Origin of the sequence: [Clostridium] innocuum, from assembly GCA_012317185.1 — a bacterium.
GTDB lineage: Bacteria > Bacillota_I > Bacilli_A > Erysipelotrichales > Erysipelotrichaceae > Clostridium_AQ > Clostridium_AQ innocuum.
In genome coordinates, this window is record CP048838.1 from 4402755 (window position 1) to 4425779 (window position 23025).

The 23025-nt window shown below is 43.0% G+C and carries 21 protein-coding genes; 3 read left to right on the top strand and 18 right to left on the bottom strand.

What is annotated here, in order from left to right; all coding sequences use genetic code 11:
* Window positions 1-4: 4 nt before the first annotated feature.
* The 3 genes from G4D54_21520 to G4D54_21530 all read right to left on the bottom strand — a co-directional run bounded on the left by G4D54_21520 (window position 5) and on the right by G4D54_21530 (window position 3529).
* On the bottom strand, window positions 5-1585 hold the full coding sequence (locus tag G4D54_21520; GenBank protein ID QJA04827.1) for a response regulator: 1581 nt from the start codon (window positions 1583-1585) through the stop codon (window positions 5-7).
* The gene (locus G4D54_21525; GenBank protein ID QJA04828.1) at window positions 1560-3263 is read right to left on the bottom strand and encodes a sensor histidine kinase; all 1704 of its coding nucleotides are present in this window, start codon (window positions 3261-3263) and stop codon (window positions 1560-1562) included. Before G4D54_21525 ends, G4D54_21520 begins: the two co-directional genes overlap by 26 nt.
* A 62-nt stretch (window positions 3264-3325) precedes the next feature.
* Window positions 3326-3529 carry a DUF1146 domain-containing protein gene (locus G4D54_21530; GenBank protein QJA04829.1) on the bottom strand — a complete coding sequence of 68 codons (204 nt, stop codon included), beginning with the start codon at window positions 3527-3529 and terminating at the stop codon, window positions 3326-3328.
* Between the two features lie 725 nt (window positions 3530-4254).
* Here G4D54_21530 and G4D54_21535 point away from each other — a divergent pair.
* Together G4D54_21535 and G4D54_21540 are read left to right on the top strand one after the other, a co-directional pair.
* Window positions 4255-5229: a helix-turn-helix transcriptional regulator gene (locus tag G4D54_21535; protein QJA04830.1), complete on the top strand. Its 975-nt coding sequence runs from the start codon at window positions 4255-4257 to the stop codon at window positions 5227-5229.
* Between the two features lie 355 nt (window positions 5230-5584).
* Window positions 5585-7099, top strand: a complete 1515-nt coding sequence (locus G4D54_21540) for an AAA family ATPase (GenBank protein ID QJA04831.1) — start codon at window positions 5585-5587, stop codon at window positions 7097-7099.
* A 276-nt stretch (window positions 7100-7375) separates the two neighbouring features.
* Here the strand turns inward: G4D54_21540 and G4D54_21545 are convergent, their stop codons facing one another.
* From G4D54_21545 to G4D54_21565, 5 genes are all read right to left on the bottom strand, one after another.
* On the bottom strand, window positions 7376-7846 hold the full coding sequence (locus G4D54_21545; GenBank protein QJA04832.1) for a 3-dehydroquinate dehydratase: 471 nt from the start codon (window positions 7844-7846) through the stop codon (window positions 7376-7378).
* A gap of 10 nt (window positions 7847-7856) precedes the next feature.
* Complete coding sequence (locus tag G4D54_21550; protein ID QJA04833.1) at window positions 7857-8231, bottom strand: glyoxalase/bleomycin resistance/dioxygenase family protein; 375 nt, start codon at window positions 8229-8231, stop codon at window positions 7857-7859.
* Window positions 8232-8235: 4 nt separating this feature from the next.
* Complete coding sequence (locus tag G4D54_21555) at window positions 8236-9192, bottom strand: ketopantoate reductase family protein (protein QJA04834.1); 957 nt, start codon at window positions 9190-9192, stop codon at window positions 8236-8238.
* Between the two features lie 15 nt (window positions 9193-9207).
* Window positions 9208-9666, bottom strand: a complete 459-nt coding sequence (locus G4D54_21560) for a MaoC family dehydratase (protein ID QJA04835.1) — start codon at window positions 9664-9666, stop codon at window positions 9208-9210.
* Between the two features lie 112 nt (window positions 9667-9778).
* A complete protein-coding gene (locus tag G4D54_21565; GenBank protein ID QJA04836.1) occupies window positions 9779-11362 on the bottom strand; it encodes an acetate CoA-transferase YdiF in 1584 nt (527 codons plus the stop codon).
* Between the two features lie 181 nt (window positions 11363-11543).
* On the opposite strand from G4D54_21565, the gene G4D54_21570 reads away from it, so the two are divergent.
* Window positions 11544-12416 carry an AraC family transcriptional regulator gene (locus tag G4D54_21570; protein QJA04837.1) on the top strand — a complete coding sequence of 291 codons (873 nt, stop codon included), beginning with the start codon at window positions 11544-11546 and terminating at the stop codon, window positions 12414-12416.
* A gap of 398 nt (window positions 12417-12814) precedes the next feature.
* Here G4D54_21570 and G4D54_21575 read toward each other — a convergent pair whose 3' ends face one another.
* The 10 genes from G4D54_21575 to G4D54_21620 form a co-directional block, all read right to left on the bottom strand.
* Window positions 12815-13663, bottom strand: a complete 849-nt coding sequence (locus G4D54_21575) for a hypothetical protein (protein QJA04838.1) — start codon at window positions 13661-13663, stop codon at window positions 12815-12817.
* A 21-nt stretch (window positions 13664-13684) separates the two neighbouring features.
* Window positions 13685-14422, bottom strand: coding sequence for a tyrosine-protein phosphatase (locus tag G4D54_21580; GenBank protein QJA05263.1), 738 nt, complete (start codon window positions 14420-14422; stop codon window positions 13685-13687).
* A gap of 25 nt (window positions 14423-14447) precedes the next feature.
* Window positions 14448-15248 (bottom strand): NGG1p interacting factor NIF3, encoded by an 801-nt coding sequence (locus tag G4D54_21585; GenBank protein QJA04839.1) that lies wholly within the window; start codon window positions 15246-15248, stop codon window positions 14448-14450.
* Between the two features lie 102 nt (window positions 15249-15350).
* The gene (locus G4D54_21590) at window positions 15351-15773 is read right to left on the bottom strand and encodes a PTS sorbitol transporter subunit IIB (protein ID QJA04840.1); all 423 of its coding nucleotides are present in this window, start codon (window positions 15771-15773) and stop codon (window positions 15351-15353) included.
* A complete protein-coding gene (locus G4D54_21595) occupies window positions 15770-16993 on the bottom strand; it encodes a hypothetical protein (protein QJA04841.1) in 1224 nt (407 codons plus the stop codon). The genes G4D54_21590 and G4D54_21595 overlap by 4 nt, the downstream gene beginning before the upstream one ends.
* 16 nt (window positions 16994-17009) lie before the next feature.
* A complete protein-coding gene (locus tag G4D54_21600; protein ID QJA04842.1) occupies window positions 17010-17810 on the bottom strand; it encodes a PTS system mannose/fructose/sorbose family transporter subunit IID in 801 nt (266 codons plus the stop codon).
* Window positions 17803-18582: a PTS sugar transporter subunit IIC gene (locus tag G4D54_21605; GenBank protein ID QJA04843.1), complete on the bottom strand. Its 780-nt coding sequence runs from the start codon at window positions 18580-18582 to the stop codon at window positions 17803-17805. Before G4D54_21605 ends, G4D54_21600 begins: the two co-directional genes overlap by 8 nt.
* A 13-nt stretch (window positions 18583-18595) precedes the next feature.
* Window positions 18596-19075 carry a PTS sugar transporter subunit IIB gene (locus G4D54_21610; GenBank protein ID QJA04844.1) on the bottom strand — a complete coding sequence of 160 codons (480 nt, stop codon included), beginning with the start codon at window positions 19073-19075 and terminating at the stop codon, window positions 18596-18598.
* Window positions 19076-19307: 232 nt separating this feature from the next.
* Window positions 19308-22037, bottom strand: a complete 2730-nt coding sequence (locus tag G4D54_21615; protein ID QJA04845.1) for a sigma 54-interacting transcriptional regulator — start codon at window positions 22035-22037, stop codon at window positions 19308-19310.
* 5 nt (window positions 22038-22042) lie between these two features.
* Window positions 22043-22780 carry a ChbG/HpnK family deacetylase gene (locus tag G4D54_21620; GenBank protein QJA04846.1) on the bottom strand — a complete coding sequence of 246 codons (738 nt, stop codon included), beginning with the start codon at window positions 22778-22780 and terminating at the stop codon, window positions 22043-22045.
* Window positions 22781-23025: the final 245 nt, after the last annotated feature.

Genomic DNA, 23025 nt, shown 5'->3' on the forward strand with positions numbered 1-23025 from the left:
GCACTTATTCCTCGGTATCCGGATGCAGCTTTTTTTTAAACTCACTTGGCGATACATTATAGTATTTCTTAAATACCTTGTTGAAATAGAGCTGATCATCCATACCGACCGCCGCTGCGACATCTTTGATCATGCTGGACTCCCCGCGCAGCAGCTCCATCGCTTTTTTCATTTTCTTCTCATTGATATAGTAATTCAGATTCACGCCGGTTTCATTTTTAAACAAGCGGCTCAAAGAGCTTTCATTCATACCGATGCTGTCTGCGATTTCCTTTAGTGTCAGCTTGCGGTTCAGGTTTGCATCAATATATTCCATAACCTCCAGAATCTTGCGGCGATAGCGTCTGTTTGATTGATCCTTCATCCATGCCTCAATCTGATCAAACGAGGAGGAGACAATTTCCTCCAGCTTGTCTGCTGTTTCACACAGTCGCAGCTTTGCTGTTATCGTATCAAACGGAAAGGCCTGCCGAATCCCCCGTGCCATTTCATTTCCCTCTATATTATGGAAAATGAAGATGAAATACTCCAGTACCGCATGCGGATCAATTTCATGAAATTTCATATACTCCAGAGTTTCCTTCAGCTTGTGCTGTACCGTATCAAAATCCTTAGCGGCAACCGCGTTCAGCAGCTCCAGATGAAAGGTCACCTCATTCATATCCAGCTCCTGAAACGCGTCATGCTCCTCGCTTTGAATCAGACATCCCTCACCCACATAAAACCTTCGCTCATGTGATTTCAGAAGCAGCTCGAACTGATCGTAAAATTCATCCAGTGATGCAATGATATCCGACAATGTAATGGACAGATGTATATCCAGATACTGTGTGATATTTCGAATGATGCTGTTGCATATATTCAGAATACGAAGCTTTTCTCTGCTTTCAAACATCAGGATGCCAGAATGGTTGCTCATAAAAATCAGGTGATGATGCACGGCAAGCGGCATGGATTCCCGTATTAAATCCTGCAGATGCTTATGCAGTGCCGCATGGTCCTTCAGCTTGGTTCGATACAGATGATTGATGTTATCCACGCGAAAATATGCCATCTGAAATCCCTTTTGATAGGGCTCAAACACCGGCTGTGACAGTGTTTCCTGAAATTCCTTACGGCTCAGAATATGCTCATTCTTGGTAAGAATCAGACATTGCTGCAGCTCCTTTAACGCAGATTCATATTCCACATGGTCATTCAAACTGCTTTCCACACAGGATTCCTTCACCTGCGTGATAATGCGTTCCAGCTCCTTCTTTTCCAACGTAACCTTTAAAAGATAATCAAACGCACCGGCCTTCATGGCATCCCGCACATATTCAAAATCGGAATAATTGCTGAGTGCAATCACCTGTGTGTTTTTATTGACCTCCTTGATTTTGGATATCAGATCAATTCCATCCATACCCGGCATTTTCAAATCCGTAATAACGATTTCCGGCTGCATATCCGTGAAAATGTGAAATGCTTCCTCCCCATCCTTTGCTGTAGCGATTACCTCACAGTCAAGTGCCTTCCAATCAATCATGTTTTTTAATGTGATCCGGATTAAGCGCTCATCATCTGCTATCAGTACCTTGTACATGAGGCCTACCTCCCCTCTGTTTTTTAAACGGCAGCAGCAGTGTCACAATCGTACCAGTGCCTACCACGCTTTGTATATCCATCGAATAGTCTTCTCCATACATGAGACGAATACGCTCCTGAATATTTCCAATGCCGATACCGCTCAGCTTCTTATTGCGGTTTTCCTGCATATCCAAAGCGAAGCCCTTGCCGTTGTCACCAATCTCTATTTTCAGATATTTTCCCTCCGCCTTGGCGCGAATTGTCAGAATCTGATGCTCCCTGTCCTCCTCAAAGGCATGAAGAATGCTGTTCTCTGCAATCGGTTGCAGCAGAAATTTCAAAATAGCACAGCTGCGCACGTTATCATCTATATTATATACGGTTTCAAACACATCACCATAGCGAAGCTTCTGAATGATGATATAATTTTTCAGATTTTCGATTTCCTCTTCCACCGTAACAACTTCCTTGCTGTCCACAATGGTGTTGCGCAGCAGTCTGGCAAGGGCGGTGATTCCCTCACTGACCGGCTTATCCTCATTCAGGATGGCAAGGTAATGCAGTGTGTTCAGGGTATTGAACAGGAAATGCGGGTTGATCTGTGCCTGCAGCAGCTGAAACTGGGTTTCTCTTTTCTGTTCCTGCTCCTGGTGCACGGTATGCAGCAGCTCCTGTACCCGATCCAGCAGGTCATTGAAGTTGATACTCAGTTCATGAATTTCATCACGTCCATCATCCTCCACACGATTCATTGCCAGATTATTCTCATCCAGTGTCCGCATGGAATACAGAATGTTATGAACCGGGTCATAGATGCTGTGATATACGAAGTAGGCAATGGCAGCCAGAAGGACAAAGAAGACGATTCCATATGCCACCAGCATATTACGAAAATTATGGATTTCCTCCAGCACATAGTTTTCATCATTCAGATAAACCACATACCAGGGCGTTCCCTCAATTTTTTTATCAGACATATAATAGGAATGCTGATTGATCTCTACGGTGGATGCCTGTAAATCAATGATTTCCTTTATATCATCCGGATTGCTTCCAAACAGAACCTGTCCTTTTGCATCAACGACAAGCATATGGCTTCCTGCCTGCGTGGATTGTGAGAGGGATGCGTTGAAGGCTTCCTGCGCAAAGCTGCAAAATACATAACCCAGCGGCTGATCATACAGATCCCGAATTTCCCTTGTCAGCATAATCATCTGCGCTTCGTTATCATACAGCCAGTAGCCGCCCTGCTTCTGTGCCTGAATTTCTGCTTTATATGCTTTTAAATCTACGGGAAAGAGGGTTCCCTCCTCATAGAGCAGCTTCCCTGTTTCATCATACAGCTGCAGCCCCTTTCTGCCGGCAAGCAGGTCATTGTCGTGCAGATTATGAGAGAAGGCACGCCGCATTGCGGTATCTGCAGGATAGTATAAATAATTCCGCAAGTAGGTGGATGCCGCAAGATTATCGATTTGTTCATTTAATGCATTCGCATTCAAATGGAAGATTTCCTCGGACATGGTCACCATCTGTGCAGACGCCTGTTCATTTTTATCCCGTATAACAGTTGTGCTAAAGGAATAATAGATAAGAAAAAACACAATCATCAGACAAAGCGGTACAAAGATAAAGGCCAGCGTCAGTCTTGTTTTAATATCCGTTCTGCGCAGCAGATTTCTGTTTCCTCTCAGCATAACAACCAGCACCTTTCATCATGTATCAGCTGTAGGTCCTTTTCTATCTATAAATAAAGCCTCTACAGTCCGTTGTATACGGAAATAGCAAGCAAAAACTGCGCTACGAGATATCCCAGACCCAGAGACAGCAGCAACAGCAGCAGACGCACCTGACCAGGCTTTCTCACATTTGTAAAGGTTTCAAAACGTACACAGCTCAATGCCCAGAAGCTCAGTGTAAAGGATAGTACATGAACAGCCAGATTCATTAGAAAATATTGCATATATAACCTCCATAAGTTTATTATACCTGTTTCCACATTTATAAAAGCGTGCCTGACATCCATGAGATGGCGGTCGCAGTACGCGTTTACATAGCAAGTGCTTATCCATATATCCTACAGACAATACTGGTGCAGGCTTCACACTCCTGTTTTTATCCCGGATTTTTCACAGATGATCACTATTACAAGCTGTAATACTGCAATCATACAAATGCTGTGAATACGAGGGCTTCGCTTACTCAAGCCGCGCCGTCTTTAGCACCTGGTTCAAATACTCCATCCATTTGTAAAGGGAAGGATAGAAAAGAAAAGACATAAGCCGTCTTGGAAATGCTTCCTATTTTACAATCATACAAGTATAGCGACGCTGCTCATCTGTATAATTCGCCTATTTCATTCTGGTTACATTATACCATAAGATGAAATGCTCCGGCAGTTTTTCCTTATAAAATATAGGACAAGCTCCTGTCAGTTTTCAGATGATATTGTAATGTGCTATACCTGTGGGGATAAGCATGAAAGAATAAACGAAAGGTATGAAATAATCTAATTTTCATAAAACTTTATGTTCGCGAATGGTAGAGAAATCTATGGCATATCGTTGGAAAGGCTGTCCATAGAAAGCTGCATTTTCACAGAAAATTTGTGTAATTCGCAAGTCATGTCAAGTATTTCCTAAATCTTTCCCTTATAATAGAAGCAGTATATAAATGAGGTGAAGCAATATGTATGAGTGGCAGAAGCAGATTCAGATTATTGTTGATGAAATTGACAGCTGCATAAAAAGCTATCAGGATGAAGCACTGACACTGCGAACCCTTTCACAAAAGCTGGGCTATTCTGAATATTATACAACGAGAAAGTTCAAGGAGATATCCGGTATGAAGCTTCGGGAATATCTCCGACAGCGAAAGCTGGCCTTCGCCCTGAAGGAAATCCGTGACAGTGAGAAAAGCATATTGAAGATTGCTCTTGATTATGGCTTTTCTTCTCATGAGGCGTTTACCAGAGCATTTAAAGCTGCATACGGAAGGACACCGAGTGCGTACCGGAAACAGCCCAGTCCTGTTGTTCTACGTACCAAAATCAATCCGTTTGACCGCTATCTTCTAGGTCTGGATGAGCTTGGAGAAATAAATTCAGCGAAAGCTGTAAAGACCTATTTCGTGACCATTCCCGCACATAAGTTCCTGTTTATCGAAAACCGGGAGAGTAACGGCTACTGGGATTTCTGGCAGAAGCAGAATCAGATTCCCGGCCAGGATATGGATACGGTTTGCGGGCTACTGGACAGCATCAAAGGAAAGCTCGATGATAGTGGCGGGAGTGACATCAACAGCGGAGGCGGTCAGATTATGGCCTATCGCAATGATCGAAACGGCAGATTGTGTGACTGGGGATACCTGCGGACAGAGTGTTATGGTGTTCGTCTTCCTGTTCATTATACCGGAGATGTGCCACATGATATGCAGCTGCTTGATATTGCGGAAGCAGAGTATCTTGTATTTGAACACGGACCATTTGATTATGAGCAGGAGAATCGAAGTGTTGAGCATAGAATGGAGGATGCAATGACTGCATTTGATTTTACAAATACCGGCTACTGCTTTGATGATACCCCCGGCAGAATGCTGTACTTTTACTTTCAGCCGGAGCGCTGCTGGAAGTATATACGTCCGGTGAAAAAAAGGATGCAATAATCTGTGCTGTTATTTTACTTTTTCTGAAAGCTTAGAACATTTCTTATTTTGTTTAAATCAGTTAGCAGTTTTTATTCTCCTGCTGCAAATATAAAATATCTTTATTCTTTTGATAGTATACAAACAGAACCACATTTTATTTCATCATAAAACAAAAATGCTCTACTGTTCCTATTGCCATACGCTGATTCGGAAGCCTTAATAAAAAGTTATGAGAAGTGCTCTCTCCTTTTTATAGGCTGGTATGCGATAGGAGTTTTTGGCCTATGCTATACGCAAGCAGAATTCTTTTATTTCCTTTCCACATTAGAAAAGGTATAATAAATATGAAAATCATTTAAAGGTGGGTGAAAAAATGCTTTCAGAGAAAGAATTATTAAATATATTAGATAATAAAGAAAAAGTAAATGTTGAATTTAAAGAAGCTAAAAGAGGAGTACCTAAAAGTATATATGAAACTTATTCTTCTTTTGCCAATACCAATGGCGGCTTGATTATTTTAGGAGTAAAAGAAATAAAAACAGGCACAGCTGTAAATTATGAAATTAGTGGAGTAGAAAATGCAAATTCTATTATTTCTGACTTTTGGAATACGATAAATTCCGGTAAAGTAAATAGAAACATTTTAAAGGATGCAGACGTTTATTCATTAACAGTCCAGGGCTTAGAGCTTGTTATTCTGCATATACCAAGAGCCTTGTACAATCAGAAACCTATCTATATCGGCAGTAATCCTTATGCCGGTACGTTTAAAAGAAATTTTGAAGGAGATTATAGATGTACGAAGGAATCTGTAAATTCAATGATACGTGACTCTTTTCAGAACGCTGGCGATAATGAGATTCTCGAATGGTTAAATATTGGCGATCTTGATAAAAACACAATTGCAGTATACAGGACACGATTTAGAAATAATAATGAAGGGCATATTTATGAAGAATTATCAGATAAAGACTTTCTAACAAAGATGGGTGCATACCGCTTTGATAAGAAAAGAAATATTGAGGGAGTTACATCTGCAGGTGTTTTGATGTTTGGGAAAACTGAAACATTTAACGAAATTTATCATAATGTCAATCTGGATTATAGAGATGAAACCAATTTGTTTGGTGATATGCGTTGGAGTGATCGAATAATAGAAAATGGTTTATGGGAGAAAAATTTATATAATTTCATTACAAAAGTGTATCCTAAACTTATTTCTGAATTCCCTGTACCATTTCAAATGAAAGATTCATTGCAAAGAAATGATGAAACAAAATTGCAGGTAGCTGCTAGAGAAGCATTAGTTAATTCAGTTATACATGCTGATTTTAAGGAAGAAAGCTGCTCAATATTGGTTATTAAAAAAGACAATTACATTTCTTATTCTAATCCAGGGTTACTGAGAATTCCTATTGAACAGATTTATCAAGGTGGAGTATCTGTTCCTAGAAATATCACATTACAAAAACTTTTCAGGTTTATTGGATTTGGAGAAAGTGCAGGATCTGGATATGACAAAATATTAGCTCCCTCCAGAGCTGAAGGCTTTCAAGTGCCTGAGTTGTATGAAAATCAAGACATGAGAATTACGAATCTTAAGTTATGGATCGTAAAGAAAGAGCATGGGGCATTAAGTGGGGCATTAAGTGGGGCATTAAGTGGGGCATTAGAAAAGCCAAATCATATATTAAATGAAAAAGAACAGATTGTTTTAAATGTTATAAGAGAATTTCCTAATCTAAATAGAAAGAAAATCTTTGAAAAAACAAAGATTCCTCTAACTAGCTTGGATCGGTATTTAGATAAACTAATAGCTTTAGATTTAATTCAGAAGAAAGGTTCACGTAAGACAGTCAGTTATAATGTCAAAAATACTGATATATAATAAAGCTTCATACATATCACGGAATCGATTCTTTGATTTATAACTGTGTAATGGACTCAACATACTATGAAACATGTAACTGATGATAACTGCGGACATCATGAAGAACAGACAGGAATTGATCCTAAAGGAAGGTATCTATAAGAAATTTAAATTCATGATAATCATGCACTGTTAAGGATTTCCAGTATAGAAAAAGGAGTGAAAGACCTATAAATCTTCACTCCTTTGTTTTACCTATATCTCAAAGTCAATTGTAATCAATTCGAAAGTGACTTACAACTGCCCCTCCTCAATCATCTGTTTAAAAGCCTCCATGGCAATTTTATAGCTGTGCTTACCCATTCCTGCAATTTGACCCAGACATTCGGATGCCGTCACAGAGATATGACGGAAATCATCCCGTCCATGGATATTGGACATGTGAACTTCAATTGCCGGTATCAGCGTATGTACGGACTCCAATGCATCCTTAATTGCATAGCTGTAATGCGTGAATGCTCCCGGGTTTAGTACCAGCGGAATCTTGCATCCACTTTTCTCCGCTTCAAAATATAAGCTCTGGAAGTAATCGATAAGTGCCCCTTCCCCATTGCTCTGAAATGCCTCAACCTCAAATCCGATGGATGCACCATATTCCTTCAGCTCTTCGATCAAATCAGCGTATAACTGATTTCCGTACTGCCCTTTGTTTCGTATTCCATAGAAATTATTATTTGGTCCGTTTACAATTACTAATTTTCGCATATTCTCTCTCCTAATCTACCCACGGCTTCTGACTTATGATCGTATGAAGTACCTCGTTGTTTCCTCTTTTTAACTCGATAACAATGCCATTCGGCATTTTCAGCCAGTTATCCCCAGCCGGAAGAACTGTGCAGCCCCATGCAAGACACTTCTCATGAACATTGTCGTAATCTGTTGTCATAAGAGCTATGTGATCCAGTCTGCCTTCCTTTTCGTCAAAGGTGATATCCTCATTCAATTGAATCCCGGCATGCAGCCAGATTTTACGATTCGGTTTCTCACCCAGAGAAAGTCTGATCGGCATATCAAATACCTCAGTAAAGAATTTCACACACCAGTCCAGATCCTTCACCTTACATGCTGTATGCTCTACATATGTTGCCATAGCACTACCCCTTTTTCAATGACGGTTCATACTTTAAAATATACTTTTCGATTCCTTTTACGCAGGCTACCAGCGTCTGGTTCACCGGTGTTGCAATACCGTATTTTTTCCCCCATTCCACAATGGAGCCGTTGATGAAATCAATTTCTGTGGGGCGCTTTAATTCCAGAGACTGCAGAATAGAGGTTTTAAACGTTCCCGGCAGTCCCTCACTTGCGGCAACCCATGGGTATTGCGGATCTTCACTCTTCAATACGACACCGGCTGCCTTTGCGACCTGAATTCCTTCCTGAATTGCGGCTACCGCTACATCCTTAATATAATCCTCTTCATACAGCGGACCGTAAGGTAAACGCGTAATTCCACACAATGCCCCTGCCGCAACATTGATCAGCAGTTTATCCCAGATCAGACCCTTGATATTATCACTTACCTCACACAGCAGCCCTGCATCATTGAATACGTTGCATACCGTTTGAATGCGGTCCGTGATTTCTCCGTTCAATTCACCGATATAGGTCCATTTCCCCTGTACGCCTGCGGAGATATAGCCCGCCTGAATCAGTCTGCCGCCAACATACGTTTTACCGCTGATGACATTTTCAGAGCCGATGACAGAAGCAATCGTTTCTTCATTGCCCAAACCGTTTTGTAAGGACATGACCAGGGTGTTTTTTCCGATAACATTCGTCTGCTTTAACTGCTCCACTGCCTGCTTTGTCGCAAAGGATTTCACAAGGACAATGACCAGATCCGCCTCACCGATCGTATCGGCAGTTGTTCTTGCGTCCACCCTGACATACCAGTCTTCTTTTTCATTTGTCATATGCAGACCGTCTTTGTTGATCAGATCCACATGCTCCTGCCACATATCAACGAAATGGACATCGTTTCCGCCAATCGCCAGAGTTCCGCCAATCGTACTACCCAAAGCACCGGCACCTAACATTACTATTTTCATATTCCGCCTCCCGGTTTACTTTTCTTCCAAAGGGAAGAACTTCAGAATATGGATGGCAAAGACAACGATTTCTCCCTTTTGGTTAAAGATTTCCAATTTTGAATACGTTTTATTTGTTTCTTCTTCGATTCTGTCAACGGTATATCTGCAGGTCAGCGTATCTCCGAAATATACCGGATTGATAAAACGCAGCTTATCGTATCCGTAGGATGCGGAAGGAACCGGTGATTTTACCTGTTCCTGAATTTTTGTGGATGCTGTACATCCGATTGCAAATGTTAAGATACCGTGTGCGATTCTAGTGCCGTACATTGTTTTCTTCATGTATTCCTCATTGAAATGCATCTGACTGTAATCGCCCGTCAAGCCACCGAACAGTACGACATCTGTTTCCGTAATCGTTTTTTCAAATACTGCGCTGTCCCCTATTTTTAAAGGGATATCCACTTTTGTGATTTCTTTTTTTTCTGCCATGTTTTTTCTCCTTTGTAATTTGTTATGTAATCAAAAACTGACTCCATCCTATGCATACCAGGCATAGAACCCGACTATGACCTCATATGACTTGCGCACAGCCCATTCATATTTACTGATTGATAAATTCGTTATAGATATTCATTTTTTCTTCCCTGAAAATACGTGCATCCATTTCCTTCAGATCCTCTGCAATCTCAGGTACAAAGCCCATCTGATCGATGACATCCTTCTGTACATCAATTCCCGGAGCGATTTCTGTAAGAACCACCTTACCGTTCATCAGCTTGAACACAGCTCGTTCTGTAATGTAGATAACTTCCTGTTTCTGCTTTTCCGCCTGTTTCGCAGAGAAGGTCACGGAGCTGACATTCTTTATCAGCTTTTCAAACCTGCCTTCCTGCTGTATTGTTATTTTTCCATCTCTGATTTCTGTTAACAGCTTACCGGCACGCAGGGTTCCGCACAGTACCACTTTTTTACTTCCTGCAACAATATTGACAAAGCCGCCGGTTCCCATAATTTTGCCATTGAAATGATGAACATTCACATCCCCGTTCTCATCCAGTTCGGCAAAGGACAGGAATGCCACATCCAGACCACCGCCGTCATAGAAGTCAAACTGTGCAGGCATATCCATCACCGCTCTTGCATTGACTGTTGCGCCAAAGAAGATTCCCTGTGCCGTAGCACCACCGACCGGCCCGGTTTCCACGGTTAACGTAAAGGCATCCTGAACACCCTCTTCACGTGCAACATTTCCGATTCCATCCGCAATTCCGACACCGACATTTCCAACATATCCCGGACGAACCTCCATCAGTGCTCTTCTTGCGACAACCTTTCGCTGATCAAGCGGCAGCATCGTCACCGCACTGTCATCGGCGATATAATCTCCTGAGAAGAACCTGTCAGAACCGTTATATAACTGTTCCTGCTTCTCCTCCACAACGATTGCATCCACCAGGAAGCCTGGAATTTTTACGCTTTTCGGATGCAGGGTACCTGCTTTTACCAGCCGTTTTACCTGCAGGATAACCGTTCCTCCGTTATTGTGAACCGCCTGGGCAAGCTGGAGAACATCGATATAGGTAATTTCCTCCTCCATGGATGCATAGCCTTCTGTATCCGCAGTCGTTGCACGTATTAGGCAAACATCCAACGGAACAACCGGATAATACAGCCATTCCTTTCCATCTACGTTCATAACCTTGATTAGGTCTTCCTTCGTTACTTCATTCAGCTTACCGCCACTTACTCGGGGATCGATAAATGTCCCAAGACCCACATGGCTGAGAATTCCCGGCTGTCCTGCCGCAGCGGTTCTTGCCAGCTGTGCCATGATGCCCTGTGGAAAATTATACGCTTCAATCTTGTTCTCACTTGCCATTTCCGCAAGTCTTGGTGACTGTCCCCAATGTCCTCCGATCACACGCTTCACCAGACCTTCCAGGGCGAGTGGTGACATGCCGCGGTCATTTCGATCCCCCAATCCGGTAGAATGCCACAGCGTTAAATTTTTCGGACAGCCAGTTTCCACATACCGCTCATGCAGGGCATTAATCAGTGCATAGGGATCAACGATTCCACCGCCTGCACCGGAAACTGCCACCGTATCCTGATCCGCAATATACTCCACTGCTTCTCTGGCAGACAATACTTGCGGCTTTGTTCCATTCCTCTTGATTTTTGACATATCCTTATCCTTTCCTTTATATAGAAATTATAGGAATTGTAGGAAAAAAAAGAAACTGTCTATTCCGTTGAAATCAAAAATTATCTTGCTTGTTTTCATTCATTTTTCTATAATAAAAGGGTAATACAGGTAACTATCCTGCTTTTTCAAAAAATTATATTGCTAAATTTGGAGGTGTCCTATGTTCTTATCTGATATTTTGAACGAAAAAAAACAATCCACCCCAGTCTTTACGAAGGAGCCGATCATATCCAGATTGTCCCATAGCTTCAATGATGCACACTGGTCCTATCCCTACCATGTACATAAACAGGAAACCGAGCTGATATATTTTTCACAGGGAAAAGCAAGCTACCAGATTAACAACGAGATTTTTCATGTTTCCGAAGGCGATCTGCTGATTGTGAATAAGGGCTGTATCCATTCCATTACATCCGATTATGAGGATCCGATTTCCTGCTGGACGTGCGCCATTACCGATTTTACAATGGCAAATGCAAAAGCTGCGGACTGTTTCTTATCACTGGATAAAAAGCCGTATGCACATGCCGGAGAACATAAAAAAATCATTGCGGATATCTTTGAAACACTGGAAATGTTTTCGCAACAGAAAACACAGTCCTCTGCGGCAATTTGTAACGCTTTGGCAAACGCTCTGGCACATATTTACTTTCATATCTTTCAAAATGCAGTTACGGACAGGAAGAAAAAGAAGTCAACCTTTGCTCAGGATATCTTATTCTATATAAATGAAAACTATGCTTCCGATATCACGTTAAAGGAACTGACAGAGCAATTTCACATCAGCAGTGATTATATTTCCCATAAATTCAAAGAAACCTATGGAATCTCACCAATCAATTATGTGATTGACCGGCGAATCAGTGAAGCGAAATGGATGCTGATCAATACGAGTGATTCCCTGATTTCCATTTCCTCTCAGGTGGGATATGACAATACGACTCATTTTGCAAAGCTGTTTCTAAAAAGAGTCGGCTATCCCCCTCTGGAATACCGGAAGCGCTTTGGCATGAAGATAAGCAGTGAGGAATAGAAGGGCTGTTTCCTTTCGTTTTGTGGTTTATCAGAAAAGACCTTTTCTCAGATGGAAGGGAACAGGATTGGAAAAAAGATAGTATGTTTTGTTATTACTCCCATGGTGGTGAATGGCGCAATTACACACAAGAAAGCTTCATCTTAATCGTGACAGCAATCGCATCTGCCAGGGAATAGACCACGTAGTGTTTCAATATTTACATACAAAAACGGATAAGCTCCTCTACCTGTTTCTTTCTTACTTTAGGATGTTTGCAAAAGGGAGATTTCAACTTTTTTTGATAATACAATCGTGTTGAAGTCTCCCTGTTTTATGTTTACCCGCAATCGGGAAAAAACCGGCATCCCTACCTTATTCGTTTTTTATTTATGCAGCTTCTGTATGTGCTTTCTGTGCTATCGTGTTCTGTAATCGTACATATCCCCGGACTGGATGTATGCACACGGGATATCTGCTTTGACAGCGGTTGGCAGATACGTTATCATATATTCCATACCCGGTTCCTCCAGATTAAAGTGTCCCATACCGATAATCGCTTTATCCATGCCCAGCATACTGCTGTCCCGAATGTATTCCGCCAGTGTAAAATCCACTACTTCCATGGTGAGATAACAGTTGATATTTTCCTGATCAGCTTCCTGAATGGAATCTCTGGCATCTCCCAGTATATGAAAGGGAATCCTTATTTTTTCTACTGTGCTGTTCTTGTTTCCTATGATTTTTACACCGTTTAGCTGCAGTTTCTGAATCAGAAAATCCGCAAGCTCTTTGACTGTTGTTTTTGGTATTGTGAAATGCAATGGATGATGAATATCCTTTGTAATATATTGCGTCCAGCCCAGTTTATCCGCCACACCATAAAAAATACCATCAGTATAGCTGCCATCTTCCATCGGTATGCCGGAATGAATATAGTCATGATCTCTCCAGACAACGATTCCCGCCTCATCGAGCAGCTTCTTCTTTGCGAGAAAGGACTGGTTGTTCTCTTCCTGCAGCCAGTCTGTATGATCTCCGTGATTCCAAAACAAGGCTTCATGTGCAATGATTAGATTTGCGCCGCGCTTTGCCGCTTCTCTTATGACATCCACACTTGCCCAGCAGGTGGTGATGATGCCTGTACATTCCTGATGAGGGTTTCCATACAGAACCTTATCCCTTGTTGTCTGCTCATTAATCTGCTTCCCTTCAAATACTCCTTTATGATACTCTTTTATATGATCAATTACCGTTTGTATCAGCATAAAATCACTCCTTTTCTATGTTTATGGTTCCAGATAACGCTTTTTTAAATTCCTGATTCTTTTCTCACTCATACCGTATTCAGCTTCAAAAAATTCCTCCCAGCCCGGATACCGCTTTTCCACCTCATCAAAGGAGGAGCGCAACAGCGATTCATGTACACTGCAGCAATGCACCAGCATATCTCTGGTATCTCCCTGAAATCCAAGCTCTTTCGCATGACGCAGAGTATCCGGTAGAATATACGCATTACTCAACAGATATTCCTGCATAATCACATCCTCTTTTACACCAAGCATTTTCTGAAGAAGTGCCGCGAGTACACCGGTACGGTCCTTGCCGGAGCTGCAATGAAGCAAAACAGCTCCATCATCCGTTTCCATCAGATTTAGCAGAAGTGCCAATGCAGGATTGTGAAACGGCAGAATCCGATATCCCTCATGTATAAAGGAAGCCGCCCTTTTTATATCCTCGACAGTTGAGCTTTTATCAATCAGCATAAAAAAATAAAAATTCTCCAGTCCGTCCCTTGTCTTTAACGCAGACATATGATGTGATACAAACGCATCGCTAAGCTGATAGGCATGGGCACAGCACTCCTCATCACTTTGCAGGTCAACGATATGACGAATACCGCATTCTCTCATTCCGTTTATATCCTGCACCGTGATCGGTATTGGAGCACCGCTTCGATACAGCATGTGATTCCTGATGTTTCTGCCATCCGCTGTTTTTCCCGCTACTCTGCGAAAATTCGGTATCGTGATCCTGTTCGCTTCCATCTGGTCAACACCCAACCTTATTCATATAATAATGAATATGAAAACCGTCATGTAACCAGACAGCTTCCGCATCCTTCATGCGCTCCTGCAGCCAGGGCACCATAGCTTTCAGTCCGGCGCGCTCCACTGCCGCATGGTTAACAACTACCATTCCAATACCATGATCCAGTGCATACTGCGCCGCATCATAGCTTGTAATCCCATCATCGCTGACAATGACCGCATCCGGGTGAAGCGGCAGCAATTCATACAAATCGGTGGCAGCACCTGTTCCGATGGCAATACGCCTTATATGCATATCCGTATTCCCGAATACATATACACCATCCTCATGATCACCATGCAATACACGGCAGGTATGCCTTGCCAGATCCTCCAGACGCATTTCAGAAATATCCGCAGCCTGATAATAGGAAGCCTGTGGACGCTGTTCAAACGGGAAGCCAAGCAGGGCCGCCCACTGATCCGCAACACCGTAGGTACGGATACAGTCCCATACATCATGACAGCGGTATACACTGATCCCGTACTGATCCAGCAGCCTGCGCTTGCTTTTTGCCGCTTCATATGCAGCCGTATGCATTTGCGTTGAGCATTGATAAAACGGGTTTTCATGCGTAATGATCATATCCGCCTTATGCCTTGCGGCTTCCTGAATCGCCTGCGTGGTCGCCACCCAGCACACGCCAACGGTATGAATCTGTGCATCTTCGCTTCCATGCAGCAGGTGGTCCCGTGTTTTAAAATCAGACCTTATCCATGTTCCTTCCTTCTCCAGCAGTTGTATAACATCCATTACCTTCATAACAAACCTCCTTTCTGAAGCCTTTCACCGTTTACCGTCCTTTTGAACAAACGCCATAACGGAAATAAAGACTCTGAAGCAGAACCTCAGAGCCGCCGGATGCTATTCATCATCACCATCCATAGTGGAAGCACAACGTAAGGTATTTACATAAACGATCTGGTTTTTGCATTCCTCAAGTATCTCGCTTATACGCTTTTCACTAAACGGCACATCCTCCTGCGCCAGAACCATGCTCATCGCCATGGGCAGATTCATCCCGCATAAAACATGCACCCGCTCACTGATATAGGGATAAAATTTCTGATACACACTTCCCCCCAGCAAATCCGTTAACACAATGACCTCATCCTGAGGATCAAATGTATCAAACAGCTCCTTTACCCTGCTTTCCAGATTCTGTTCCTTATCCTCTGCATATGCATTGATATCGTAGATCGTCTTTGCCTTATTCGTAAGAAAATCCACGGTATCCTTTAGTCCGTATGCCAGATAATGATGTGATGCAAAAATAAACCTTCTCATAATAAATCTCCTATCTCGCCAGCAATCCGTTCACTTTCCCCAACCGGTGTATTGCTTGCTTTTGTTTCGTATGTTTTTCCATATTCCTGTGCTTCCATAAAGTATCCCTGATAATCATTCGCATAGCCAATCAACAGAAAATGCTTTGTTTTACATTTTCTTCTCAGCTGAAAGCCAAAGGTGGACGCCAGCTCTCCGGGAAAGGTGACGATCGTAAGATCACCAAGATGGAGAACAACTCCACGCACATGAAATTCCACTTTCTCACATTGCAGCTTCTTTTCCAGCAGTGTTTTTTCCGAGGTGGCAAGCCATTCATCCAGTGAAATATTCTTACGCGATAATACCTCTTCTGCATCCCGTATACCCTTTTGATACTCTTTAAAATACCATGTGTTATCATAGGAGACAGTGTGATCATAGCTTACTGTCTGCACATGATGCAGCCCCAGCTTTTCATATGTCCCCATATTGCGCAGAATTTCTGCAATACCGCTTCCTACACGGTCCAGCTCCGCAAAGTCATTTCCCTGCCGGTACTGACGGTTACTGATGTCTCCGCTGGCACCGGTAAAGGTATAAGGGGTAACGCCCAGATCCTCTTTCATCAGGGAGCGCACCTTTCCCACAAGATCTGAACTCACAAGCATATTCTCCACACCCAGAACGGTCGCATGGCAGTTGAAATTGCACATGGCAGCGACAACCGTATCTCCATGTATGAATGTAATGATGGCCGCATGGTCTTCAAAGGGCAGATGTTTATCCGTCCGTTTACTGTAGTATCCGTGTACCTTTCCTGTCGTAATGTATGCCTGCACCTCACACAGCTGCTGTTCCAGATGCTGGATACTGCCGGTAATTTGCTCACAGACATATGCAAAGTATTCCGGATTATCCGGTGTGCCGAACATTGTCATATCATCCAGTCCGTTTGCGCCGGAATGGGTATGAATTGCACTGATAATGATATGATCATTTTCAATTGTGAGTATTTTTTGTATCTTATCTTTTATAACTGCCGCTTTTTCTCCACCCAATGTGATGACATCAATACTGATAAAGAGTAGTCGGACACCGTCAATTTCCAGCAACAGAGAAACCGCAAGGGGATGATCATGAATCCCCTTTGCAGTATATTTTCTGGCTTCTCCGACATAACCGCATAAATGAACGGCACATTTTGGTGTGATATCAGCGACACAGGTCGCAGCCTTCAATATCAGTCCCTTCTTTCTAGGCTGTGAAGATGCCGGTGGCAGCTCCGATCATGGATGCCACGATGATGAACAGAATCATCCAGGTCATTTTCACCTTCTTCACCTTCATGAAGTAATATATAATTCCTACAGCAGCTACCGGTAAAAGTGCCGGCATAACACCGTCAATCAGCTCCTGAACCTTCATGACGACATCTCCGTTTTTAAACTGCAAACCGGTGCTGAGCTTTACGACGGTCGCAACCAGAGAGCCGACCACGGTCAGACCGAGAACGGAACAGGCCTCGGTAAAGACCGTTATCTGTTTACCGAATTTGGTGATAACATTGACACCCATACCGTATCCCCACTCATACTGAAGAATACGGACTACCAGGAACACAAAGGTAAATGCCGCCCATAGGAAGATTCCCAGTGGATTTCCCTCCATCCCCATGCTTGCCGCAATGGATCCGAAAATTGTAGGTATCATTGCCCAGCCGATGGTATCGCCGATACCGGCCAGCGGTCCCATCAGACCAACCTTGAAGTCGTTGACTGCATCCAGTGAGGAAATACCGCCTTCATCCTCAATACCCAGAGCTGCACCGATCACAAACGGTGAAATCCACGGCATGGTGTTGTAGTAACGCATATAATTCAGACAGGATTTCTTCAAATCCTCATCATCCGGATACATCTTCCGTAAGCATGGATATACGGAAAACAATGTAGAAGGTGCCAGCTGTGTTTCATAGTTGAATGTGGAAATACCAATCAGCCATCTCCATGCTGCCTTACGCAAATCCTTTTTTGTTAAAACCTTTTCCTTACTCATCTTCCAATCCTCCTGCGACAGCACCTGCAGCTGCAGTTCCCGCCTTCATCTGATTTTTGTAAATTTCATATGCCCCTGCAAGTCCGATTGCCGCAATACCAAGCACCGGAACCTTCAGATAAGCTGCCAGCACAAAGCCGACCAGCAGAAAGGACCAGTATTTTCCCAGCGGCATATACATTAACAGCATCGCCATACCGACACCGGGAAGAACACCGCCGGCGATCGTTAAGCCGGTGGTAAACCAGGCAGGCATGAAATCCAGTATCGCATTGACAACTGTAGGTCCTGCGACAATACAAACCAGAACCGGAACAGCGGAGCACAGACCATAGAAGACCGGTGAAATTTTAATCATATTCAGTGCTGACTGGAACTTACCTTCTTCGATAAGAGATGTTTCCTTTCTCATCAGGAAGCCGTTGAAAATTTTGTAAATAACGTCAAAGTTTACCCCAAGCATGGCAACCGGAAGACCGATGGCAAGACCTGCCTCCATGCCTTTTCCTGTTGTAACCGCAATCGTTGTCGCGATGATGGCCGCAATCGGATAATCCGGCATGGAGGATCCGCCTACTGCCACGACCCCCATAGACATCAGCTGCATGGTAGCTCCGATGCTCAACCCTGTTGTCGGATCTCCCACAACCAGACCGGTGAGCCAGCCGCAGATAATCGTATTGAATGCAAACAGCTGTGTTGTTACGGTATCTGTCATTTTCAGATACGCAATCAGTGTGATAAAGACAATCTGTAGTATTGATAATTCCATCCTTTTTCTCCTCCTACAATTCCATTGCGTGTGACAGCTTTACAGCTTTATCCGTTGTTGTGAACTGCACATCCACTTCGCATCCGTTTTCCATCAGCTTCTTATAAATTGGCTTTTCCTCATCCTTCACAGAAGCTCTGGAGCTGACCTTCGTTCCGCTATCGCGATCACGGGTAATACCGATGACGATTCTCGGAATCTTCTGTCCGGCTTCCTGAAGTCTTAGAAACACCCCCGGATCTTCGCATACCACAAATACCTTGTGATCATCATACTTCCCTGCCTTGAAATTCTTCATGGCTGTTTCCTCAGTGATGATCGAGCATGCCATGCCGGCAGGCTTTCCAAGTCGCATGCTTTCCTTGATGATCGGATCATTTGCCGTACGATCATCGATCACCATCACCCGCTGAGCGCCGGACTGCGGTGCCCACATGGTTGCCACAATACCATGCAGCAGGCGGTAATCCACTCTGCCCAATACAATACTCATTACATTTCCTCCTTCGCATGTCAGAATCCGACGCATGATGAGTTCTGCGTCTGTTCTGCTTCACCATTCCTCCAGCAATTCCCATGCCAACCTTTCAAAAACCTTTGTTTACAGGCTTTTTCAACAATTAAGGACACTATATTTTAAAACTTAACACTAGGAGTTATCAGTAATCGCCCATGTAGGAATCAATGAAAACGGATGGAATTATCGGGACGATTACCCCTGGCGCCTACTGCATGTTTCGAATATAGATACAGATATACTCAATTTCCTCAATCGAGATGGAAACACTATAATACTTTTCCACTTTTTCAAATGCGGCTTTTATACAAAGAATAAACTCCTGCATTTCACGACTGCATTCCGCATAGCTTTTCACATAATCCTCAGCCCCCTCACGGGTTACCAGACGTTCAATCAGACAGCAGACATGCACATAAAGACCAAAGCACATATTATAGCTGAACATCCTGTTCATTTCCTTCTGCAGTCGGTCAATCGCATCTGCGACATGCCGGAGCAGCTTATCCGGATTCAGGATGGTCAGATTTCCGATGATATTAGACAGGGAAAAATTTTTCAGGATATTTCTTCGAAACTGCTCCATTGCTTCCTCATTGAGCAGGTCTTTGAAATGAATCGTTAAAACATCAAACGAATTGTTCATAATCAGCTCTTCCACCGGTATGAATTTTATGTTGTCAATGTTGGGATTAAGTGTACCGACAATGCATACGACCTCATAGCGGTCAAAGAAATCATCCTCCATGCGGTTCTCCAGCAATGTTGAATAATCATAGGTAAGCACACGTACAGGAAGATTTTTCGGAAGGGAATCCTCCAGTATCGTTTTCAGCTTTTCCGCAGTTCCGATACCGGTGGCACAGGAACATAAAATTGCTTTTTCCCGTACCTTGCTTTCCAAAATCTCTACATGCATGTCACACGTTTCCCGGTATGCCTCAAAAATTTTCTTCAAAGGTACATCCTTACGGAGTGCGTCTCCAATCTGCAGTGCCATCCTTGTACTGACATCACTGGCAATGGCGACATTTGCCCGCGATATATCCGAAACTCCCCTGTGTATCTCCTTTAGACTGCCCATATCAACCAGCAATACGAGATCGCGATATTCTCCCCGCTTTCTCAGAAAATCATTCAGCTTTTTCACGATGGTTTCCGTAGTCGTATCCAGCGGCATATCAATGGCATCATACACATACTGATCCAGCATCTGATTTACTGCATTCGCTATGGAGGAGGCAGTCGCATAGCCATGTGCCAGAATGATGCCGATGCGTTTATTGATGTCTTTGCTGCGGTGATACATATGCATGATTAAGGTGAAAATCGCCGCAATAAAAGGGCGCAGTTCAATGTCAAGATGCAGCTTCAGCACCTCACTGATTTCCGAGACAATGGCATATTCCCGCATGAATTTCTTTTCTATGATACCGGTAAAATTATCACATTCCTCAGAAAAGGTATCAAAATATTCCTCCATCTCTCTATAGGACTGCATACAGTCACGGATCATAAGGGACATGGAATATATCTCGTTCGTCTGAAAGGAATACCCGTATTTTTCCGAAATCATTTCCACAATAGCCTTCAGTGACTTCATAATATACGTATTCGTCGGGTCTTTGATATTCCGATTATCAAAAAGAACCGAATTAAAATAATGCTCCACATCCACGGTGCATTTCTCGATAAACTTCGGCATCAGAATACGGTTATTCTGTAGATCCCTGAGGTGTCCGAGCAGTGTCGCAAACAATGTGGTCTGCGGCAGACTGTCGGATGCATGCTGCTTCAGCTGATCCAGTGAAAGCATCTGATGCCTGTCAAATAAAATGCTGTTTCGATCAATGTGATGATTAGAAATAATCTTACCCGGCAGGTTCAGCGTATGAATCTCCAGTACTCCTTCTTTTTTGTTGTGAAACAGTGAATTCATACACGTTGCCTGTACAACATTGAACAGCTCACCGACATTCCCTGTATATCTGGCATTCAATAGTGCATTGAAGGCAGTATTGCTGATAGTGATATTCCTGCGCATTTTCTTCGCTTCGATATCCAGTGCCTCAACAAGGATTGAGGTCTTTTCTTTGATGCCGCGGTCCTCCAGCGACGGTATTTCTATACGTACGGGAATCCTTCGCAGCAGCGTTTTTAACAGCACCGTTTCTGGATCCTCGGTTGTCGCAAATACCAGAAGCACTATACTGTGATACTGATGCTCGTTGTCTCCCAGCATGCGGTAATTGCCGTTATCCATAAACAGGAACAGCTTTTCCTGACATTCCGGACGCAGACAGTGAACCTCATCCAGAAACAGGACACCACCCTCCGCAGCCTTGATCATCCCTACATTATCACATTCCGCACCGGTAAAGGCTCCCTTCTTATAACCAAACAGGTTTGCGGTTATCAGCTCCGGATTGTTTGCATATTCGCTGCAGTTTACATGAAGAAAGGCAGCGTTGTCCTTGAGGATTTTATGATTGATACCATATTCGTACATCATTGCCGCAATGCTGCTTTTTCCTGTTCCGGTTGGTCCATACAGCAGTGTCGGAAGTCCGTGCGGCGGATAGGATATACTGGCTTTGCATTTGTCCACAACATCACGCAGAGAGCCCTTCTGACCGATCAGTTTTTCAAAATCGGATGTATTCTGTCCCTGAATGATTGATCTTAGCTCATCAAAAGAGGTCAGCAGGTTCTTATCCACCCGTATGGAATATTTTTCTTCAAGTGCCTCCCGGTCAAGAAACACAACCGGACGGGTATTTATTTTGATAAATGTTCCATCATTATAGTATTCATTCAGATACTGTGATATCCAGTTTCTGCTGAGTCCCAGCTGTGTCCCCAGCTGAGAAGCATTGTTCAGCTTATACTTTTCATGTATCGTATTCTCTTTCACAAGCTTACGCAAATTGTCTTCCATGTTACCTACAGCTCCTTAAATGACAACAATGTATGTTGTTTCAGATATTCTTTAACTTCAGCATCACAAAGTAAGGCAGTATCCAGACAGCGGTTTACAGTCAGCGATGATGTACGGATCACATCATAATCCAGATAGCCCGGATGAAAGACAATCAAACTGATACGGTCACTGTAGTTCAGATAGGATTTAAAAAATTGCACAAAGGGCAGCTTCTGCTTATAAAACTCTGTGTTGGTGTAATCTGTCTGTATCCCCTGCCAGCGGGTATCCTCAATATGTCCTTTTATATCGATTCCATAAGCATCCGCAATATCGCAGATGGCTTTTTCTGTTGTCCCTGTGCATACCGCATGAGCATCTATATAATCCGGTAATCTGCCGCAGATGGACAAAAACTGTTCCACCTGTGCTTTCACTTCCACAACGGTATCCTCATATACGAAGTTATCTATTCCCTCTTCCATTTCTCTTCTTCTGACGCGGGAGGATAGGAACTTCCCATCCATATTCAAAAGTGAGGGAATCTGTTCCGGTCTGGCACAGGGGCTTCCCAGAATCAGATTGATATGAAGTCCTAACGTGACATTTTCTTCTCTGATCATATCGAAGGCTTGTTTCGCATAAGGCATATTGCTCATCAGCCCGATGTTTTTCACAAGACCTCCCTGGAATGCCTTCAAAATACCGTAGTTTACAGCTTCACTAAATCCAAAATCATCCGCACGTATTATCATTTTCATATCCAACACCTACTTCTCTATATTAAAAATAACGCAATCCTGCATGGTTGTAAATGAAAACGAGATGGATAGATATGGAAAAATGTAGAATAGTGTTAAGCAGAGAATAGATAGTGTCGTTTTAAAACACATAGTGTCTTTATGTCTACTGTTTATCATTTTTTACAGTTTAAATTACTAATTTCTTTAAAATTATATATGTCCTTATTCCTTATCTTTATAAATCTTCTCAAATGTCCGAATAG

Coding starts and splice junctions, on each gene's coding strand:
- G4D54_21555 (QJA04834.1), bottom strand. CDS start 9,192: ATGAAAATAGTAATGTTAGGTGCCGGTGCTTTGGGTAGTACGATTGGC.
- G4D54_21535 (QJA04830.1), top strand. CDS start 4,255: ATGTATGAGTGGCAGAAGCAGATTCAGATTATTGTTGATGAAATTGAC.
- G4D54_21540 (QJA04831.1), top strand. CDS start 5,585: ATGCTTTCAGAGAAAGAATTATTAAATATATTAGATAATAAAGAAAAA.
- G4D54_21560 (QJA04835.1), bottom strand. CDS start 9,666: ATGGCAGAAAAAAAAGAAATCACAAAAGTGGATATCCCTTTAAAAATA.
- G4D54_21520 (QJA04827.1), bottom strand. CDS start 1,585: ATGTACAAGGTACTGATAGCAGATGATGAGCGCTTAATCCGGATCACA.
- G4D54_21550 (QJA04833.1), bottom strand. CDS start 8,231: ATGGCAACATATGTAGAGCATACAGCATGTAAGGTGAAGGATCTGGAC.
- G4D54_21530 (QJA04829.1), bottom strand. CDS start 3,529: ATGCAATATTTTCTAATGAATCTGGCTGTTCATGTACTATCCTTTACA.
- G4D54_21570 (QJA04837.1), top strand. CDS start 11,544: ATGTTCTTATCTGATATTTTGAACGAAAAAAAACAATCCACCCCAGTC.
- G4D54_21545 (QJA04832.1), bottom strand. CDS start 7,846: ATGCGAAAATTAGTAATTGTAAACGGACCAAATAATAATTTCTATGGA.
- G4D54_21575 (QJA04838.1), bottom strand. CDS start 13,663: ATGCTGATACAAACGGTAATTGATCATATAAAAGAGTATCATAAAGGA.
- G4D54_21585 (QJA04839.1), bottom strand. CDS start 15,248: ATGAAGGTAATGGATGTTATACAACTGCTGGAGAAGGAAGGAACATGG.
- G4D54_21565 (QJA04836.1), bottom strand. CDS start 11,362: ATGTCAAAAATCAAGAGGAATGGAACAAAGCCGCAAGTATTGTCTGCC.
- G4D54_21605 (QJA04843.1), bottom strand. CDS start 18,582: ATGGAATTATCAATACTACAGATTGTCTTTATCACACTGATTGCGTAT.
- G4D54_21615 (QJA04845.1), bottom strand. CDS start 22,037: ATGGAAGACAATTTGCGTAAGCTTGTGAAAGAGAATACGATACATGAA.
- G4D54_21590 (QJA04840.1), bottom strand. CDS start 15,773: ATGAGAAGGTTTATTTTTGCATCACATCATTATCTGGCATACGGACTA.
- G4D54_21610 (QJA04844.1), bottom strand. CDS start 19,075: ATGAGTATTGTATTGGGCAGAGTGGATTACCGCCTGCTGCATGGTATT.
- G4D54_21620 (QJA04846.1), bottom strand. CDS start 22,780: ATGAAAATGATAATACGTGCGGATGATTTTGGATTTAGTGAAGCTGTA.
- G4D54_21600 (QJA04842.1), bottom strand. CDS start 17,810: ATGAGTAAGGAAAAGGTTTTAACAAAAAAGGATTTGCGTAAGGCAGCA.
- G4D54_21525 (QJA04828.1), bottom strand. CDS start 3,263: ATGCTGAGAGGAAACAGAAATCTGCTGCGCAGAACGGATATTAAAACA.